Consider the following 18,276-nt stretch of genomic DNA (forward strand, 5'->3'; position numbering starts at 1 on the left):
ATGTGTTTCTTTTAGGCTAAAATTTCCGAAGAATATCTATTAAGGAATAATGGCCCTCAATTTAAAGCATCGGTTAATAGCCTTAATCATTTAATGGTCTAACCATGATTTGAAATAATCTTCATCAGCAATTTTCATAGCTTCCTCGGTGAGCTGTAAAGGCTTAAATGTGTCTACCATAACCGCTAATTCCTTGGTCTTTGTCTTTCCTATACTGCGCTCTGTAGCTCCCGGGTGCGGACCATGCGGAATCCCTGCAGGGTGTAAGGAAATGTGGCCTGCCTCAATATCATTACGGCTCATAAAATCACCATCAACATAGTACAGCACCTCATCACTATCAATATTACTGTGATTATATGGTGCAGGAATGCTGTCTGGATGGTAATCATACAAACGCGGTACAAAACTGCACACTACAAAAGCATCGGTCTCAAAGGTTTGATGTACCGGTGGCGGTTGGTGAATACGACCAGTAATGGGCTCAAAATCATGAATGGAAAATGCGTAGGGATAATTGTAACCGTCATACCCTACGACATCAAAAGGATGTGAAGCATAAACCATTTCAAAAATATCACCTTGCTTTTTAATTTTCATTAAAAACTCTCCCGATTCATTATTGGTTTCCAATTCATACGGACGTCTTAAATCACGTTCGCAGTACGGAGAGTGTTCCAGCAGTTGCCCAAACCAATTGCGATAACGCTTTGGTGTGTAAATAGGGCGTCGAGACTCTACAATAAACAACCTATTGTCTTCTTGATCAAAATCTATTTTATAAATAACGCCTCTTGGGATGACCAAATAGTCGCCGTATTTAAAATCAAGATTCCCTAAATGCGTACGCAGTTTACCTGAACCTTTATGAATAAAAATAAGCTCGTCGGCATCAGAGTTTTTATAGAAATAATCTTTTGTAGATGCTTTTGGTGACGCTAAAATAATGGTGCAATCACTATTGGTCAAAATCGCTTTTCTGCTCTCTAAAAAATCTTGCTCTGGCTTTACTTGAAAGCCTCTTAGGCGATATGATTGTATATGATTGGCCTTTGCAATCTTTGGCGCAACGCTATATTGCTTTTTAATGGTCTTGACCTGCGTAGGTCGCTGTTCGTGATAACTATTGGTAGACATCCCATCAAAACCGATGGTCCCAAACAATTGTTCGTAATATAAACTCCCGTCTTCTTTACGAAATTGCGTGTGGCGTTTTGGAGGGATTTTCCCTAATTTATGATAAAAAGGCATTTGTAACTGTATTATGATGTGTTAATGAATAGAAGATTAGAACCAATTTCTATTCTGTTTTAAAGATACAAATATAGAAGGGTTTACAAAAGAAAAAGAGCCAGAGCATTTTTACTGTTATAGACAGGTTGCCGTATCAAAACCAGAATCCCAGATTAAAATACCAGACATTATCCTCTTGTTCTGGAGAAAAACTGTACTTCACTTGTATTGGACCAAGAAAGGTCTCAATACCATAACCTAAGGCATAGCCTCTATACTCTGGTAGCGTGAGCCACTCTCCGGTTTCAAAAATCTCATTGTCTATATTGGCCCAATTGCCTTCTAGCGTGATGTGGTGTTTTTTGAATAACTCATAATCCAATGAGGCATAAGCCTTCACAAAACTATCGCCAGTTAACGCTATAAAATCGTATCCCAAAAACGGTGTGAAGTTATTTATAAAGTTATTGCCATATCCACCAAGTGCGAAACCAAGCGCCTCACTGTTTTCTCCTCCTAAAGAAAAACCTCCAGCAGTTTTTATATTTATGGCAAATTTATCGTTTAAACTAAAGGCGTAACCCATATCTGCCTTGGCTATTGAAAATTCATTAAAATCGGCATTGAAATCTGAAGCCAATAAATAGGTATGAAAATCACCACTAAAGTAAACACCGTTAGATGGGTAATATTTATCATTATACGTATCCAGCTTCAACGTCCCAAAAACGCTAAAGTAGTCTGTGTTTTCAAACAAGAACTCATCGGTTTCATCATTAAGCGTGATGGTTTCAGATTTAACGGTCAACCGTTTATGTTCTGCTCCCAAACTCAACGCGAAGTCCTTTCTAAATAAGGTTTGAATGTAAAATTGATTGGTCTGGTCTCTAAGTTTTGCGTCTATTCTATTAACGTTTGTAGAGGCCAATTGTTCATCACTCAAAAATAATTCTGGATTGATGTCTTTTTCAAATTGATTATACCGTGATCTTAAGCCAACACTCCAATAAAACCCTTTATCAATAAGATACTCAAAATTATACCGCACGTTGTCTCCCAAAACAATATCTAAAGACGCAAAGTCATTATTAAACAACAGCCGTTTTTTTGTCAAATTTATAAGTGCTGCACTTTTATACACATCATCATAATGCAGGCCCAGCTTAAAAAATGTAGTTGTTTTACTTTCTTTTACTTGAGTTTCTAACTTATATCCTTTTTTATCCTGATCCTTATGCAATACGTAGGTAAAACTTTCGAAATTATTAGTCGCTATTAAATTATTGATCCCCTTATTGAAATCTTTATAGCTCACCGTTTCATCTGTTTTAAGCTTGAGCTTTCCTAAAATATAGGAGCGTGTGTAACGCTTATTTCCCGAAATCCCAATGGAATTGATACGAATACTATCACAGGCTCTAAGATTAACGTCTAATCGAGATCGATCTATTGTTTGTCGCGGTAATGCTTCAAGCGCATCTAATTTTTCAAGTGCCGCTTTTTTTCCGTTTTCAATAATTTTTTCCCCTTCACTAAAGGCAATCACGCTAAAATCTGCAATATCGGGTTTGATATAAATATCTGTTTTTTCAGCTTTGAGCTTCATGTCATTAATGGTTCTAAAGTTGTTGATTTGCACCAACACATCCAAAGCCGAAGCCATATCTTCTCTGGCAGCTAAACCATCTTGAACATCAACACCAATGATGACATCCATCCCTTTTGCCCTGAGCTCATCGACTGGATAATTATTAACAACACCGCCATCAATCAATAATTTGCCGTCAATTTCAACGGGCTGAAATAAAGACGGCAAAGCGCCACTAGCAGTAACACTCAGTGGGAGACTGCCTGAATCTAATATAACAGCTTTACCAGTTTCTACATTTGTGGCAATACAAAAAAATGGAATGGGCAATTTATCGAAGTCTGTAACATCACTCACATGCAATGTCAATTGGGATAAGAGGGTAAACACATTTTGACCTCGAGAGAGCGCTGAAGGTAATTTTAGTTTAAACTTATCAAAAGGTAAAATCACCGCATACTTCTCGTTATTCTCTCGTTCATATAAGGTTCTTGCCGATCTGGGAAGAATATCGTTAATCACGTTATCAAAATCAAGACTTTTAAAAATAGAGTCCAATTGTTTTCCGGAGTATCCAGAAGCATATAAAGACCCTATAATGGCCCCCATACTGGTACCTGCTACATAATCTATCTTAATGCCCAAACTATCAATTACCTTGAGCGCTCCAATATGAGCAAACCCCTTAGCGCCTCCTCCACTTAAAACCAAACCAATTTTTTTTTGTTGTTGTCGTGGAAGGTCTTGGGCGTGTAATGAAACACAGACCAGAAGCGACATGATGATAATGATCTGTTTCATTCTTTTTTGTAAAAGGCTTTAATTTTTTGAGCTCGAGATAAGCCTACTACAGCTTCCAAATCTTCTTGTTTTGCCTCTTTAATTCGTTTTAAGGATTTAAAGCGTTTCATCAAAGCTACAACAGTTTGCTCACCAATACCCGAAATACTTTCCAATTCTGTAGTTAAGGCACCTTTGCTTCGTCTATTTCTATGATGCTCTATACCAAATCGATGGGCTTCATTTCTAAGATGCTGTATGACTTTAAGCGTTTCACTTTTTTTATCTAAATACAGCGGGATGGGGTCATCTGGGTAAAATAACTCTTCCAATCTTTTGGCAATACCAATAATGGCAATTTTGTTTCGAAGCCCTAAAGCATCCAAACTTTTTAATGCTGAATTGAGTTGCCCTTTACCGCCATCAATAATAATAAGCTGTGGTAAAGATTGCTCTTCTTCAACTAAACGTTTGTAACGTCTGTAGACCACTTCTTCCATTGAGGCGAAATCGTCTGGACCTACCACCGTTTTTATATTAAAATGCCTGTAATCCTTTTTACTCGGCTTTCCATCCTTAAAAACCACACAAGCCGCAACCGGATTTGTACCCTGTATGTTCGAATTATCAAAACATTCGATATGACGTGGCTCTTCTGGTAATCGCAAATCGGCCTTCATCTGTGCCATAATACGATTGGCATGGCGATCTGGATCCACAATCTTCACTTGCTTAAAGCGCTCCATACGGTAGTATTTTGCATTCCGAAGTGACAAGTCCAATATCTTTTTCTTGTCGCCTAACTTGGGAATGGTGACTCTAATCGTTTCACCTAGATCCACTTTAAAAGGCACGTAAATTTCTCTTGAATTGGAGTTAAAACGTTGTCGTATTTCAGTTATTGCTAACTCTAAAAGTTCTTTATCCGTTTCGTCTAATTTCTTTTTGATCTCTAAGGTATGTGACCTGATAATGCTTCCGTAGGACAATTGTAAAAAGTTGACATAGCCATAACCCTCATCACTCATGATGCTAAACACATCAACATTGCTAATTTTGGGATTAACAACGGTAGACTTAGATTGGTAGTTTTCTAAAACCTCTATTTTTTCCTTAATACGTTGTGCTTCCTCAAAATGCATGTTGGCCGCCAAATCTTTCATTTGGGTCTTGAACTGAGAAAGTGAATCCTTAAAATTTCCCTTTATAATCTCTCGTATGGCCTTTATGTTAGCGTTGTATTCCTCTTCATCTTGAAAACCTTCACAAGGGCCCTCGCAATTGCCTAAATGATATTCTAAACAGACTTTGTATTTTCCTGCTTCAATTTTTTCTTCGGAAAGATTAAAATTACACGTTCGTAAGTGGTAGAGCCCTTTGATAAGGTCTAATAGTGTCCAAACTGTTTTCATACTTGTGTAAGGACCGTAATATTCTGAACCGTCTTTAAATATGCGTCGAGTGGGAAAGACTCTGGGAAAACGTTCTTTTTTGATGCAAATCCAAGGGTAGGATTTATCATCTTTTAATAACACATTATAACGCGGCTTGTTCTTTTTGATCAAATTGTTTTCAAGCAGCAGGGCATCTGTTTCTGTCTCTACCACAATATGCTTGATCTTGGCAATCTTCTTCACCAGTACTCTGGTTTTACCATTATCATGGGTTTTGGTAAAGTAAGAACTAACGCGCTTCTTAATGTTTTTAGCCTTGCCTACATAGATCAATTTATCCTCCTTATCAAAATATTGATACACGCCTGGCTGTTGAGGAAGGGTCTTAATTTGGATATCTAGCGTAGGGTTTTGCATCAATGTAAAGGTACTATTTCAATTTTATTTGCTTGGCTTTCCTCTAAAAAAACATTCGTTAAAGTCCTTGGTCATATGGAGTTTTCACTAACTTGCATGTTCATTTAATTCAAAAGATGCCCAAAAAAGTAATTGGCAGAATAGATAAAGCAGATTTCCCCACGCTCGACTTGTCTGATATTGATATCAAAATCGATACTGGGGCCTATACCTCATCGATACATTGCCATAAATTTTATGAAGAAGACGGTATGCTCAAATGTCTTTTTTACGATAAGGAGCATCCTAATTACAATGGTAAAAAGATTGTTTTTAAAAACTTCTCTACCACTAGAGTTAAAAGTAGTAATGGCATTGTACAGCAACGCTATAAAGTAAAAACATCGATCATTATTTTCAATAAAAAATATAGTATACATTTGACCTTGAGCGATAGGGATGATATGAAGTTTCCTATTTTGATAGGGCGTAAATTTTTATTGAAAAAATTTGTGGTAGATGTGAGCTTAAAAAACCTATCTCATCAAAAGAAAATAAAATCTGGGACAACTCCCGATACCGTTAATACAAAAAAATCATAGCGCATGAATATTGTCATTTTGTCTCGAAATCCTCATTTGTATTCTACCCAAAGATTGGTAGATGCTGCAAAACAGCGTAAGCATACTGTTGAAATTGTTGATCCCTTAAAATGTGAGATCATCATCGAGAAAAAAAATCCCGGAGTTGTTTATAAAGGTAAAATGATTGAAGGCGTTGACGCCATCATTCCAAGAATTGGAGCTTCTGTTACGTTTTATGGCACGGCAGTGGTAAGACAGTTTGAGATGATGAAAATTTTCTCTACAGTTGAATCACAAGCTTTAGTAAGATCTCGTGATAAATTAAGAAGTCTTCAGGTCTTGTCACGTGCAGGCTTAGGAATGCCAAAAACGGTATTCTCTAACTACACAAAAGATGTTTCAGACATCATTAAATACGTGGGTGGCGCTCCCTTAGTCATCAAACTTCTTGAGGGTACTCAAGGATTGGGCGTGGTTTTAGCCGAAACCAATAACGCAGCAGAATCTGTACTTGAAGCTTTTAATGGACTACAAGCAAGAGTAATAGTTCAAGAATTTATCAAAGAATCTAAAGGAGCTGATATTAGGGCCTTTGTAGTAGATGGCAACATTGTTGGGGCTATGAAACGCCAAGGGAAGGAAGGTGAATTTAGATCAAATCTTCACAGAGGAGGAAGTGCCAACGTGATTCAACTTACAGACGAAGAAGAAAATGCTGCATTACGAGCTGCAAAAGCTCTTGGCTTAGGAATTTGTGGTGTTGATATGTTACAATCTGCTCGAGGACCATTAATTTTAGAAGTAAACTCTTCACCTGGTTTGGAGGGTATTGAAACCGCTACTAAAAAAGATATTGCAAAAACTATCATTAGATATATTGAGCGTAATGTTTAATTGAATTTCTCGATTTTCAACTGTCGTTTCATCACTTAAGATCGGTTTCTAATCATAGAATTTAAAGTCTTTTTAGTTTCAATGATAAATAAAATTTTATTTTTTGATTTCGAATTGATCTTTTTGATTCATTATCATTAATCATCAAATTCAAGAATAAACATAGCAATGCATGAGTGATACTAAGGAAAAAACCGTTGATGATCTTATTATTTTAGGAGAGTCTGTAGCCAAAGGAAAGACAACCACCTTAAGTTTTAATGTTGCCAAGCTACACACCCAGAATAGCATTGACGTTCCCATTATCATTTCAAGATCTAGAAAACCTGGCCCTACTGTTTTAATGACTGCGGGCATTCACGGCGATGAAATCAACGGTGTTGAAATCGTAAGACAAATTATTGCTAAGGGAATTAATACCCCAAAAAAGGGAACAATCATCTGTATCCCGGTGATCAACGTGTTTGGTTTTATCCATATGGACCGGCAATTTCCCGATGGAAGAGATCTTAACCGGGTATTTCCTGGTATTCAGGGCGGGTCTTTGGCTAGTCGTGTGGCCTTTCAATTGGTCACAGAGATCCTACCTCATGTTGATTTTATCATGGACTTTCATACCGGAGGTGCTGGTCGTTTTAATGCGGCACAAGTTCGTATTATTGAAGATGAGCCTTTATTATATGAATATGCGCAAGTCTTTGGTGCACCCTTTATTTTATACTCCCAAAACCTCAGCAAATCCTTTAGAAATGCCTGTCATAAACTGGGCATTCCCATCTTACTATTTGAAGGCGGCAAGTCGTTTAACATAGATAATAACATTACCAACACAGGGGTTAACGGTGCTAAACGAGTTCTCAACCATATGGGCATGCTCAACAGCAAGTTTAAGACCTCAAAACCAAAAGAAGCCTGTATTGTAGTTAAAGACAGTAAATGGATTCGTGCGAAATTTTCAGGGATGTTTAAATCTACCATAACCATTAATTCTTATGTAGAGAAAGGGGATGTTTTGGGTAATATAACCGATCCCTACGGAAGCTTTAATCATTTTGTTAAAGCACCGAATGCCGGTTATATTTTCAATATTAATGAGTCGCCTATTATATACCAAGGTGATGCTATCTTTCATATTACACTTGCTATCGTTGATGACAAAACCCCAACTCCGGAAAGCCTATAAAGTGCTTCGAAAAGGCCTCTCATCTGAAGATGTAGAGGAACTTAGCTTAAAAATCGCCAACCAACTGCTCACCATGAAGGTCTGGGATAAAAGCTTCTATCATATTTTTTTGAGTATTGTAGAATATAATGAAGTCAATACCGATTACATCCTTAACATTTTGTCGGGCAAAGACAAAAACATTGTGCTGTCAAAAAGTGATTTCGGCAACCATAAAATGACACATTATCTGTTAACCGATAGTACCCGAATCAAGAAAAATGAATACAACATCCCCGAGCCTGTAGACGGTATAGAAATTGACAGCGCTAAAATTGAAGTGGTTTTTGTACCCTTATTGGCTTTTGACCAATCTGGCCATAGAATTGGATATGGCAAAGGCTTTTACGATATGTTCTTAAGCCAGTGCAAACCCGAAACGCTTAAAATCGGACTCTCATTTTTTAAACCCGAAACAGCTTTTAGCGATATCTCTCAACATGATATCGGTTTAGATTTTTGCGTGACGCCTGAGGCGGTTTATAAGTTCAGCGAATAAGAGCCCTCTTAAAACTACTATAAAACACAAATAATATAATGGACATCGAACATTACCCTTTAGTTATTTGCTTTCATACATCGATACTTCAGGATCGTTTTACTCAATCCAAGCATCTAAAGAGGTGTAATAAATCCATTCACCATTTTTGTTCAAAAATACACTTATACCTCCCTCCATGGCTTCCTCGTAACCATAAGCAAAACCTATTAGTGCATAATTTTCTTTGCTTGTAAATTTTGGAGATGATACATTAATAGAAAATGAAGAGTTTAAATACGTTCTTGAGATTTTATTTGAATTCCAACTGACCTCAAATTTATCAGCCACCTTGATCAAAGTTGAATCAAGCATCTCATTACCTTTTTGACCTTTTAAAAATTGTAAATTTTGATCCTGAAAAATTTGAGAAAAAACAGCATTACCTAATTTTTCTCGAAGAGCGCAATTAGTGAAGTCATCCGTATCTATTTTATCAAAATATCTGACTATATAATCATCAAGATTAGTTTTAATATTCACTTTTTGACCATTAAAATTTTCTAAATTTCTTTCAATTTGCATGTTTATGATGGTATAAAAATCACTTTCAAGATGATTATACGTAGAACTACAAGAAATAAATAAAATCAAAAACAAATAGATTATTATTCTCATGGCATTGATTCCTTGGGAGTAGAACCTCAAAATTTAACATATTTTTTATTATGTGAATAAACAAAAAATAGACTGATTAATGATAGAGAATCCCTATTAGTAATTTTTTTCTTGTGAATTAAGCATATTGAATTTAAAATCAAAACTACTATATTAAGAATAGGATTTTGTTTTGAAATATTTGATAATCCAATTACCGTTTATCTTTTCCAATATATATAGATTGAAGTATGAATCTAATCTCCCTCTATGAACGCCTAAACCAATTGCGGCTAAGTTTTTCTTTGAACTAAAGGCTATATTTGTAAAACTGATAATACCATCAACCCCAAATTCTTTTTTCTCCATTTGGTTAATAACTCTTTGATTTAATTGCAGAATTTCCTTTTTAAATAAATTTTCGATAAGCCTTTTATTTATCGTTTCTTCTTTTTCAAATTTTAACAAACCTTTCAGGGTTTCATAGTCAATTGAATCAATCTCTGCTTTTCCGAACCTAGCTTGAGAACCTCTTTCTTTCCAGAACTTTGAAGAAAAATTAATATCTTCATCCAAAACGAAATAATTGGGGTAAATAGCATAATTAAATTCCATAATTCCATAATCTTGAGAGAGAGAATCTAATTTATGCTTTTCATGATCTGGAGGAGGTGGTAAAGGTAATTGTCTTGGAATCGTTTCATTAATTACCTTTAGTATTTGCAACTTGTCCTGAAAATCTGCATGCCCTTGACAAGAAGAAATCAATAAAATTAAGCTTAGGATATAAAAATTTAGTCGCATACAGTTGTATTTTGATTAACTATTGCTCTATAAGACTCATATAGACTATCATCTGCATCAGACAGAGGTGCTGCTTGGTCCCAAGCCCTTAATCCATCCCACGAAAACGCTTTATAATAATCTATGGAATAGTTATTATTATCGTATTCTCTTAAAGCTTCAGAAATGGGGTTTATGTAGTTATAACTCATATAAATGTGGTCAATGTCACCGCCACCTAAAAGCTCTTTATAGTATTTATATAAATCAAATAAATAAGGTCGGTTATTTACATCTATACTTCCTAATTGATACTGTTTGACAAATCTCGCGAGTTCTGCATGTATAGATTCATGCAGGATTGCTTGAGCAATCTGAATAGGACTATTAGGAATATCTTCAAATGTGATTACAATATTGTTGGGATCTGAATCATTTGTACATTGATCTTCTGTTTGAGAACATTCACCAACCTCGAAAGTCAAATTGAAATTAGGGTCGTCTATAAAAGCACCAACTGTATTTCTAAATAGAGGATTATTGTCTGATGTTAATTTGTCATATGCACATTTTAATTTTACATTGTTGACAAAACTTGAGTCTAAGATTACTTTATTTGGATAATCCACCTCACCATCAGGCAAGGTCTGAAGGGCTAAGCTCATCAAAAGCCTTGGTGTTTTTACCTTTGGGATCTACCCCAATATATCTTTCCTCCCATCATGATAGAAATCAAGCCATATTTTTATGACCAACCTTTAGGGTTGTGCAAATCAGGACATACAGTTTTTACTCAACTGATCCTTCTCTATAAAACTCTAATTCCTCACAATCCATACAACTATTATCATCTAAATGTATAATCGGTTTTGATTGTATTGCATCATCTAGCCGTAACCTGTAATTTCTCAATCTCAATTTTCCTTTGATGAATTTATTTGATGAATTTATGAGTTCAAATTTTTTTTAATTAATAAATTTTCTCCTTTGAATAAATAGCAACTATCTTTTTTAATAATTATTTTTGTTAATTGAGCATACTTTTTATTGTGAATCTGTTTTAATCGATAGACTCCTTTAAAGCTATTATATACATTTAATTGAGTCATATTTTGGTTTATAGTATGAATTCTATCCCAGATATATAAATCAACTAAACTATCATTTCCCATTATAGTTTGATATTTAGCAATTAATATGGAATCTTTGGCAGTGCCCGTTTCCATATTTAGAATGTTTGAAAACCTATTAAATGGAATTTTATCGATTTCTTTTTTCGATTTGAGTAGGCTATCATAACTTTTTTCGATTTCCGAGCAATGATTGGATTTGTGTTTTTCCTGACACGAAAAGCACATTATAATAATTAAGAGAGCAATTCTTTTCATAATTTAATTACAGTTTATTCCACTTCCGTTATACTCTTGACTGATAATATCCAAGTAGCGACTATAAGTCCTATCACTTTCAGGTATATCTGCTTCTTCAATATCAATCTGGTCCTTAAAATTTCTCCAAACATCTGTATATTGACTGTTCTCGCCATTTTCATCTGAAGTAATTCGAAGACCCGCCCATGAAAGAGCTTCGTAAAATTCCTCTGCATTGAGCCTGATAATTCCTTCAGATAAATCGTATGCTTTCATAGCATCTATTATTGATTGTCTATAAAATGCTGCCATTTGATTATGATGAGCCAAAGATAAATCTGGGTCTAAACCCCAGGCGATAATTTGACCAGCAGTTTCCTCAAAAATTACATTTCCGTATCTCAGCGTATAATCAGCAATTCCCATAAAATTATCCTGTAGAGCATTATATTCAGATAAAGAAATCAAATTATAATCATCAACTAATTCCTTGAGTTTCCTATATAACTCCGCATGTATTAGTTCATGAGCAATAGTCTGGACCATCACTATATTATTGACGTGAGACAACGATTCGGTATTTAGGTTTATAAATGCTCCATCTTGATTTGCATTGAGTCCTGTATTGCCAGTGTTTCCCCAATTGGTATTAGTAAACATACCCCATTCCAAATCTAATACTGGATGGGTAGGTTGAAATTTTTTGGCGATTTTTTTCATTTCGCCAGTTGAAACTACCTCATCCTTGATTGATTTTAAACAAGTTTGGTTTTGAAATTCAATAGTTTCTGTAATTTCAAATATAATCTCCAATACATAATCCACCTCACCATCGGGCAGGGCTTCAAGGGCCAGCTCGGTAAAAGCCTTTGCCTCGTCGCTGCAATCATTGTCATCAAGAAAGTCATATATGGATTGGATCTGCGCAGAACTCAGGTTGTTCTGCGGCATGTACCCAAGGCAGTTCTCTATTGAGCAATCGTATAAATTGCCACCATCTGCCACGCACGCACAAACATCATGCCCATGCCCATCGAGCATACAAACCTCATAGGCGTCACGCTGGCAATTGCCGTCAAGGTCGCCCGGGATGCGCTGCAGGCACTCCTCTGGGCGTATGGCCACGGCCACCGAGGGCAGGTCGGCCAGGTCGGGCATAGATACCCCACCCGTTCCACCGCTGTCCCCGGGCCAGTCTACCTCGTTGGGGTTGTACTCCTGGCAGTAGTAATAGGGGATATCGGCATAATATCCAGGGCTGGAACAATCTCTGCAACCTCCTGGATAATGAGGAGGTTCTGCACATCCACACATAACAGTTATAGTCTCGTAGAATACGCCCACGATACCGCCGCAATCGCTGGGGTAGTAGGGCGAGGCGTTGGAGGGTGTGCCGCCACCGCTGCCGGGGCTGAAATCGGGTACGCCGCTATAGATGACGCCCTCTTCAAAGGCATCATCGGGTACGGTATACTGGGTGAGGGCATTGACACGGGCGGACTGTACCTCGCCCTCGTAGGGGCCGGCCTTGGTGTCCATCCAACGGGTGGTGGGGCTGTACTTTGTGGCGAACATCCCGTTCCAGCGCCCGTTGGACTCGATAGTAAGATTATAGAATACCGCAGGGTCGCGGCCGCCCAGCAGCTCCATGGTATAGGAGGTGTAACTGCCCCGGGTATATTGCTTAATGATATCGGTGGATACGGTAAGCCCCAAGGTGTCCATGGTGCCTCTGGCCTGCTGCAACCCATTGGGATTGTCGGGGCTCAAATTGGAGGAAAGCCCAAGCTGTTCCATCAAATCTTGGAAGTCGGCACCAGCCTGCTCCAGTGTAAGTGTCTTTACGCTAATTTCACTATTGGCCGTCTCAGTGCTATCTTCTAAGGGTACGGTCTCGTCCCTTTGGCAGCTGGTAAACACCAACATAACGAGCATTGGCACGAGATATCGTTTTAGGGATGTTTTGGTTTGGCTATATCTGGACATTGGAAGGGTCTATCTTGTTCAACATGGAACGGCTTCGCCGTGCTGTCTCTCAAATTAGTTTAAATTTGCCAAAACAATGTTAAAACACTTGTTAAAAAATAAGGTTGCAAAAGCCCTGGCTTACGGTTTTTCCGTAGTCTTTAAATATAGCAAGGTCTCTGAGCTTTAAAAAAATGTGTTGCCATCCTTCTAAATCAATTGACATTCTTATAGTGTTAAGTGTATTGCCTGGTGAAACAACTGCTTAGAACTGGTCATCCAACTCTTGAACCTCTTCTTCTTTAGAGTCCCGAAAGGCTCGTTTATTAAAGAAAATCAAGATGCCTATCCCAGTACTAATGGCCATATCGGCCACGTTAAAAACGGGTTCAAAAAAGGTGAAGTACTTACCGCCTAAAAACGGGATCCAATCGGGCATCACCCCGCTCCAAATTGGGAAATGGAGCATATCTACTACTTTTCCGTGAAAAAAGGTGTCGTAGCCTTGATCTGGCAAAAACGTCGCCACTTGGCCCTGACTGTTATCAAATAACACCCCATAAAACACAGAGTCAATGATATTCCCCAAAGCACCAGCAAAAATGAGCGAAATGGCAAATACGAGCAGTCTGGAATTTTTGCCTTCCACCGCACGTTTTAACCAGTAAGCAATGCCAAAAACGGCAAAAATTCTAAATACCGTTAGCGACACTTTAGCCGTTCTGTCTGAAATAATGGAGATAAAGTCACTTAATTTTGTACCCCAGGCCATCCCTTCATTTTCTACAAAGGCAATTTGAAACCAATTAAAAACAACGGTTTTATCGTGCAGCGCAAAATGGGTCTTTATATAAAATTTACTCAGTTGATCAACGAGTAAAATCAAAAAGATAAAGATGGTAGCTTTTTTTAAGGACATAATGATCTAAAAAATAATCGCTTCAATAGTAATCAAAGCGATTATTTAAAATTGTAAACTAAATAGTTTCCGCAGTTTAAAAGCGGATATAAAACACCAGTAATCTGCTAAAATTACTTCTGTATGTTTTTTGCCTCAATGCTCAATGTGGCATGTGGTACTAATTTTAAACGCTCTTTGTTAATTAGCTTTCCTGTAACTCTACAAATCCCGTAGGTTTTATTTTCAATTCTAATTAAGGCGTTTTTAAGGTCACGAATAAATTTCTCTTGACGTATGGCCAATTGCGAATTAGACTCTTTGCTGCTTACAGCGCTACCTTCATCAAAAGCCTTAAATGTTGGTGAAGTATCATCTGTACCGTTATCACCGTCATTCATATAAGCACTTTTGATCAACTCAAGATCGTGTTGTGCCTTTTGGATTTTGTCTTGGATCAAAATTTTGAATTCAGCTAAATCTTTATCTGAGTATCTTTCAGTGGTATCTTTTCCCATAATTTTTAAATTTTTTCTACAAACAACTTCGTTTGAACATCATCAAAAGCGATGTCTATGCCTTCATTAAGTTGGTCTACAATTAATAATTCGTCGGTTAATGTTTCGGTTTTAATGTATTCTAGATTTGTTTCTATGGCAGCTGCGATTTGGTCGTCTTTTTGAAATTTTACAGAGATGCGATCTGTTAATTCAAAATCAGAATCTTTTCTATAATTCTGAATGCGATTTACCAATTCTCTAGCAATTCCTTCTTTTCTTAATGCATCAGTTAGCGTAACGTCTAATGCAACTGTTAATGCCCCAGAACTGGCAACCAACCAACCTTCAATATCTTTAGAAGTGATCTCTACATCAGAGCGTTCTAATATAATATTTTTTCCATTAATCTCAATTGCTAAGCTACCGTTTTGCTCTATGATACTAATATCCTTATCTGTAAAATTGTTAACTGCATTAGCAACCGCTTTCATATCTTGACCAAAACGAGGCCCTAAAACCTTAAAATTAGGTTTGATCTGTTTCACCAAAATATCAGAGGCATCTTCCATGACCTCAACCAGCTTCACATTGACCTCTGATTTAATAAGATCGGCAACAGCTAAAATTTCAGCTTTTTGCGTTTCGTTATCAATAGGGATCATTATTTTTTGCAAGGGCTGGCGCACTTTAATCTTCTCTTTTGCCCTAAGTGATAGTACCAATGATGATATGGTCTGGGCATTTTCCATTTTGCGCTCTAAAGACTTGTTAACGAAAGTCTCATCAAACTCAGGAAAATCAGCCAAATGTACACTCTCTGCTCCTTCTTTATGGGTTACCCGTGTTAAATCTAGGTAAAGTCTATCCATAAAAAATGGTGCAATTGGCGCTCCTAATTTGGCAATGGTCAGCATACAGGTGTATAAGGTTTGATATGCTGAAATTTTATCGGTTTGATAATCACCTTTCCAGAAACGTCTTCTGCTCAATCTCACATACCAGTTACTCAAGTAATCTTGGGTGAAATCTGATATGGCACGAGCGGCTTTTGTTGGCTCGTAATCGGCATAATAATCATCTACCTTTTGAATTAGGGTATTCAATTCAGAAAGAATCCAACGGTCTAATTCTGGGCGGTCTTCTAATGCCAAATCGGCCTCTTCATAAGAGAAGTTATCCAAATTGGTATAAAGCGTAAAAAACGAGTAGGTGTTATACAGCGTTCCGAAGAATTTTCGTTTCACTTCCTCAATGCCCTCAAGGTCAAACTTAAGGTTATCCCACGGGTTGGCATTACTAATCATGTACCAACGCGTTGCATCGGCACCATAGGTGTCTAATGTTGTAAAAGGATCTACGGCGTTGCCCAAACGTTTGGACATTTTTTGTCCGTTTTTATCTAGCACCAATCCGTTAGAGACTACATTTTTATAGGCTACATCATCAAAAATCATGGTAGCAATGGCATGAAGTGTATAAAACCAACCTCGTGTTTGATCGACACCTTCGGCTATAAAATCGGCCTTTCTCCAAGTTTGATCTACTTTATCCTTATTCTCAAAAGGGTAATGCCATTGGGCATAAGGCATAGAACCAGAGTCAAACCAAACATCTATTAAATCGGCTTCGCGGTTCATTGGTTTTCCGCTTTCAGAAACTAAGATAATATCATCTACAATATTCTTATGTAAATCAATTTTCGCATAGTTTTCTTCGGAAAGGTTCCCTACTTCAAATTCCTCAAAAATATCTTTTGATAGAAATCCTGCTGTAACAGATTTTGCCATTTCCGACTTTAACTCTTCAACAGACCCGATGCAGATTTCTTCTTTTCGATCTTCTGTTCTCCAGATGGGTAACGGTATCCCCCAATATCTAGAACGCGACAAGTTCCAATCGTTAGCATTGGCCAGCCAATTTCCGAAGCGACCTTCTCCCGTACTCTTGGGTTTCCAGTTGATGCCTTGGTTTAACTCATGCATACGATCTTTAAACTCAGTCACTTTTATAAACCATGAATCTAATGGGTAATAGAGAATTGGCTTATCTGTTCTCCAACAGTTAGGGTAACTGTGCTTATATTTTTCGACCTTAAAGGCCTTGTTTTCTTCTTTTAATTTGATAGCGAGCTCAACATCTATTGAACGTTCTGGCGCTTCACCATCATTGTAATATTCGTTCTTAACGTACTTTCCAGCAAACTCGCCTAGTTCTGGTCTAAATCGCCCTTGTAAGTCAACCAAAGGCACTAAATTTCCGTTGTCATCTTTAACCAACATTGGAGGAATCTCTGGCGATGCCTGTTTGGCTACCAAAGCATCATCTGCACCAAAAGTTGGGGCTGTATGCACAATACCTGTACCATCCTCTGTAGTTACAAAATCTCCAGAAATGATTCTGAATGCATTTTCTGGATGATCGTGCGGAAGCGCGTAAGGCAATAATTGCTCATAAGTAATTCCCACCAAATCCTTACCAATGAACTCTTTAACTACATAAAAAGGAATTTTTTTATCGCCGCTCTTATACTCCAATAATTCTGGTTTGGTCTCTACTTGGAATGCATTCCCAGAAAATTGACTGGCTACTAAACTTTTGGCCAACACGACGTTCATAGGCTGAAACGTGTACTGGTTGTAAGTTTCCACCAAGACATATTCTATTTTTGGACCAACCGTTAAGGCGGTATTGCTTGGCAAAGTCCATGGTGTGGTCGTCCAAGCTAAAAAGAAAATATCACCCTCATCTTGTAAAAAACCTGGAAGTGATGCTGCATTTGCCTTAAATTGAGCAACCACTGTAGTGTCTGTAACGTCTTGATAAGTGCCCGGTTGGTTAAGCTCATGAGAACTTAAACCTGTTCCCGCTTTTGGAGAATAAGGCTGTACGGTATATCCTTTATACAATAAGTTTTTATTGTAAATTTCCTTAAGTAACCACCAAACCGTCTCCATATATTTAGGTTCATAGGTAATGTAGGGATCTTCCATATCTACCCAATAGCCCATTTTCTGGGTAAGGTCGTTCCAAACGTCGGTATAACGCATCACGGCTTTACGGCAAGCTGCGTTATAATCTTCTACGGAAATGGTCTTACCAATATCTTCTTTAGTAATCCCCAATTCTTTTTCTACCCCAAGTTCAATGGGGAGACCATGAGTATCCCAACCAGCTTTTCGCTTCACCTGAAAGCCTTTCATGGTCTTATACCTAGGAAAAATATCCTTAATGGCACGTGCTAAAACGTGGTGTACTCCTGGGAGTCCGTTTGCTGACGGTGGACCTTCAAAAAACACATAGGGCTCCTTGCCCTCTCGTGTGGATATACTTTTTTCGAAGATGTGATGTTCTTGCCAATACTTAAGAATCTCTTCTGCTACTTTTGGCAAGTCAAGTCCTTTATATTCAGGAAATTTAACGCTCATGCTATGGGTATTCTGATCAAGTCGCGAAATTAAGGAATTTTAGGAAAACTGTTGGGGGTTCTCCTTAAAAACTAGGGGGACGATATTCACGACGACATTTGTGGAGGAA

The 18,276-nt window shown here is 37.5% G+C and carries 15 protein-coding genes; 4 read left to right on the forward strand and 11 right to left on the reverse strand.

Annotated elements, in window-relative coordinates:
- Positions 1–90 precede the first annotated feature (90 nt).
- The 3 genes from P176_RS0107880 to uvrC all read right to left on the reverse strand — a co-directional run bounded on the left by P176_RS0107880 (position 91) and on the right by uvrC (position 5,412).
- On the reverse strand, positions 91–1,251 hold the full coding sequence (locus tag P176_RS0107880; RefSeq protein WP_026754190.1) for a homogentisate 1,2-dioxygenase: 1,161 nt from the start codon (positions 1,249–1,251) through the stop codon (positions 91–93).
- A gap of 136 nt (positions 1,252–1,387) precedes the next feature.
- Positions 1,388–3,622 carry a patatin-like phospholipase family protein gene (locus tag P176_RS0107885; protein WP_026754191.1) on the reverse strand — a complete coding sequence of 745 codons (2,235 nt, stop codon included), beginning with the start codon at positions 3,620–3,622 and terminating at the stop codon, positions 1,388–1,390.
- Complete coding sequence (gene uvrC / locus P176_RS0107890) at positions 3,619–5,412, reverse strand: excinuclease ABC subunit UvrC (RefSeq protein ID WP_026754192.1); 1,794 nt, start codon at positions 5,410–5,412, stop codon at positions 3,619–3,621. The genes P176_RS0107885 and uvrC overlap by 4 nt, the downstream gene beginning before the upstream one ends.
- A gap of 116 nt (positions 5,413–5,528) precedes the next feature.
- Between uvrC and P176_RS0107895 the strand changes: the two genes are divergently transcribed.
- From P176_RS0107895 to P176_RS0107910, 4 genes are all read left to right on the forward strand, one after another.
- Entirely contained in the window at positions 5,529–5,993 is a 465-nt protein-coding gene (locus tag P176_RS0107895) for a RimK/LysX family protein (protein WP_026754193.1), read from the forward strand.
- Positions 5,994–5,996: 3 nt separating this feature from the next.
- Entirely contained in the window at positions 5,997–6,869 is an 873-nt protein-coding gene (rimK, locus tag P176_RS0107900) for a 30S ribosomal protein S6--L-glutamate ligase (protein ID WP_026754194.1), read from the forward strand.
- Positions 6,870–7,041: 172 nt separating this feature from the next.
- Positions 7,042–8,052: a succinylglutamate desuccinylase/aspartoacylase family protein gene (locus P176_RS0107905; RefSeq protein ID WP_026754195.1), complete on the forward strand. Its 1,011-nt coding sequence runs from the start codon at positions 7,042–7,044 to the stop codon at positions 8,050–8,052.
- Positions 8,021–8,590, forward strand: coding sequence for a 5-formyltetrahydrofolate cyclo-ligase (locus P176_RS0107910; RefSeq protein ID WP_026754196.1), 570 nt, complete (start codon positions 8,021–8,023; stop codon positions 8,588–8,590). Before P176_RS0107905 ends, P176_RS0107910 begins: the two co-directional genes overlap by 32 nt.
- 99 nt (positions 8,591–8,689) lie before the next feature.
- Here the strand turns inward: P176_RS0107910 and P176_RS0107915 are convergent, their stop codons facing one another.
- The 8 genes from P176_RS0107915 to ileS form a co-directional block, all read right to left on the reverse strand.
- Complete coding sequence (locus P176_RS0107915; RefSeq protein WP_156032982.1) at positions 8,690–9,154, reverse strand: hypothetical protein; 465 nt, start codon at positions 9,152–9,154, stop codon at positions 8,690–8,692.
- A 246-nt stretch (positions 9,155–9,400) separates the two neighbouring features.
- Positions 9,401–10,030 (reverse strand): hypothetical protein, encoded by a 630-nt coding sequence (locus P176_RS0107920; RefSeq protein WP_156032984.1) that lies wholly within the window; start codon positions 10,028–10,030, stop codon positions 9,401–9,403.
- Positions 10,021–10,674, reverse strand: coding sequence for a hypothetical protein (locus P176_RS0107925; RefSeq protein ID WP_026754199.1), 654 nt, complete (start codon positions 10,672–10,674; stop codon positions 10,021–10,023). The genes P176_RS0107920 and P176_RS0107925 overlap by 10 nt, the downstream gene beginning before the upstream one ends.
- Positions 10,675–10,956: 282 nt before the next feature.
- On the reverse strand, positions 10,957–11,235 hold the full coding sequence (locus tag P176_RS20375; protein WP_156032986.1) for a hypothetical protein: 279 nt from the start codon (positions 11,233–11,235) through the stop codon (positions 10,957–10,959).
- A 165-nt stretch (positions 11,236–11,400) separates the two neighbouring features.
- Positions 11,401–12,693 carry a hypothetical protein gene (locus tag P176_RS0107935; RefSeq protein WP_156032988.1) on the reverse strand — a complete coding sequence of 431 codons (1,293 nt, stop codon included), beginning with the start codon at positions 12,691–12,693 and terminating at the stop codon, positions 11,401–11,403.
- Positions 12,694–13,609: 916 nt separating this feature from the next.
- The gene (locus P176_RS0107950; protein ID WP_026754203.1) at positions 13,610–14,263 is read right to left on the reverse strand and encodes a lipoprotein signal peptidase; all 654 of its coding nucleotides are present in this window, start codon (positions 14,261–14,263) and stop codon (positions 13,610–13,612) included.
- A gap of 113 nt (positions 14,264–14,376) precedes the next feature.
- The gene (locus tag P176_RS0107955) at positions 14,377–14,760 is read right to left on the reverse strand and encodes a TraR/DksA C4-type zinc finger protein (protein ID WP_026754204.1); all 384 of its coding nucleotides are present in this window, start codon (positions 14,758–14,760) and stop codon (positions 14,377–14,379) included.
- A gap of 5 nt (positions 14,761–14,765) precedes the next feature.
- Positions 14,766–18,167, reverse strand: a complete 3,402-nt coding sequence (gene ileS, locus P176_RS0107960; RefSeq protein ID WP_026754205.1) for an isoleucine--tRNA ligase — start codon at positions 18,165–18,167, stop codon at positions 14,766–14,768.
- Positions 18,168–18,276 lie beyond the last annotated feature (109 nt).

Origin of the sequence: Sediminibacter sp. Hel_I_10 (assembly GCF_000688335.1) — a bacterium.
Taxonomy (GTDB): Bacteria; Bacteroidota; Bacteroidia; order Flavobacteriales; family Flavobacteriaceae; genus Psychroserpens.

What these genes read in the sequence shown, in the direction of transcription:
- P176_RS0107880 (WP_026754190.1), bottom strand. Translation starts at nt 1,251, where the DNA reads ATGCCTTTTTATCATAAATTAGGGAAAATCCCTCCAAAACGCCACACG.
- P176_RS0107885 (WP_026754191.1), bottom strand. Translation starts at nt 3,622, where the DNA reads ATGAAACAGATCATTATCATCATGTCGCTTCTGGTCTGTGTTTCATTA.
- uvrC (WP_026754192.1), bottom strand. Translation starts at nt 5,412, where the DNA reads ATGCAAAACCCTACGCTAGATATCCAAATTAAGACCCTTCCTCAACAG.
- P176_RS0107895 (WP_026754193.1), top strand. Translation starts at nt 5,529, where the DNA reads ATGCCCAAAAAAGTAATTGGCAGAATAGATAAAGCAGATTTCCCCACG.
- rimK (WP_026754194.1), top strand. Translation starts at nt 5,997, where the DNA reads ATGAATATTGTCATTTTGTCTCGAAATCCTCATTTGTATTCTACCCAA.
- P176_RS0107905 (WP_026754195.1), top strand. Translation starts at nt 7,042, where the DNA reads ATGAGTGATACTAAGGAAAAAACCGTTGATGATCTTATTATTTTAGGA.
- P176_RS0107910 (WP_026754196.1), top strand. Translation starts at nt 8,021, where the DNA reads ATGACAAAACCCCAACTCCGGAAAGCCTATAAAGTGCTTCGAAAAGGC.
- P176_RS0107915 (WP_156032982.1), bottom strand. Translation starts at nt 9,154, where the DNA reads ATGCAAATTGAAAGAAATTTAGAAAATTTTAATGGTCAAAAAGTGAAT.
- P176_RS0107920 (WP_156032984.1), bottom strand. Translation starts at nt 10,030, where the DNA reads ATGCGACTAAATTTTTATATCCTAAGCTTAATTTTATTGATTTCTTCT.
- P176_RS0107925 (WP_026754199.1), bottom strand. Translation starts at nt 10,674, where the DNA reads ATGAGCTTAGCCCTTCAGACCTTGCCTGATGGTGAGGTGGATTATCCA.
- P176_RS20375 (WP_156032986.1), bottom strand. Translation starts at nt 11,235, where the DNA reads ATGGAAACGGGCACTGCCAAAGATTCCATATTAATTGCTAAATATCAA.
- P176_RS0107935 (WP_156032988.1), bottom strand. Translation starts at nt 12,693, where the DNA reads ATGTGTGGATGTGCAGAACCTCCTCATTATCCAGGAGGTTGCAGAGAT.
- P176_RS0107950 (WP_026754203.1), bottom strand. Translation starts at nt 14,263, where the DNA reads ATGTCCTTAAAAAAAGCTACCATCTTTATCTTTTTGATTTTACTCGTT.
- P176_RS0107955 (WP_026754204.1), bottom strand. Translation starts at nt 14,760, where the DNA reads ATGGGAAAAGATACCACTGAAAGATACTCAGATAAAGATTTAGCTGAA.
- ileS (WP_026754205.1), bottom strand. Translation starts at nt 18,167, where the DNA reads ATGAGCGTTAAATTTCCTGAATATAAAGGACTTGACTTGCCAAAAGTA.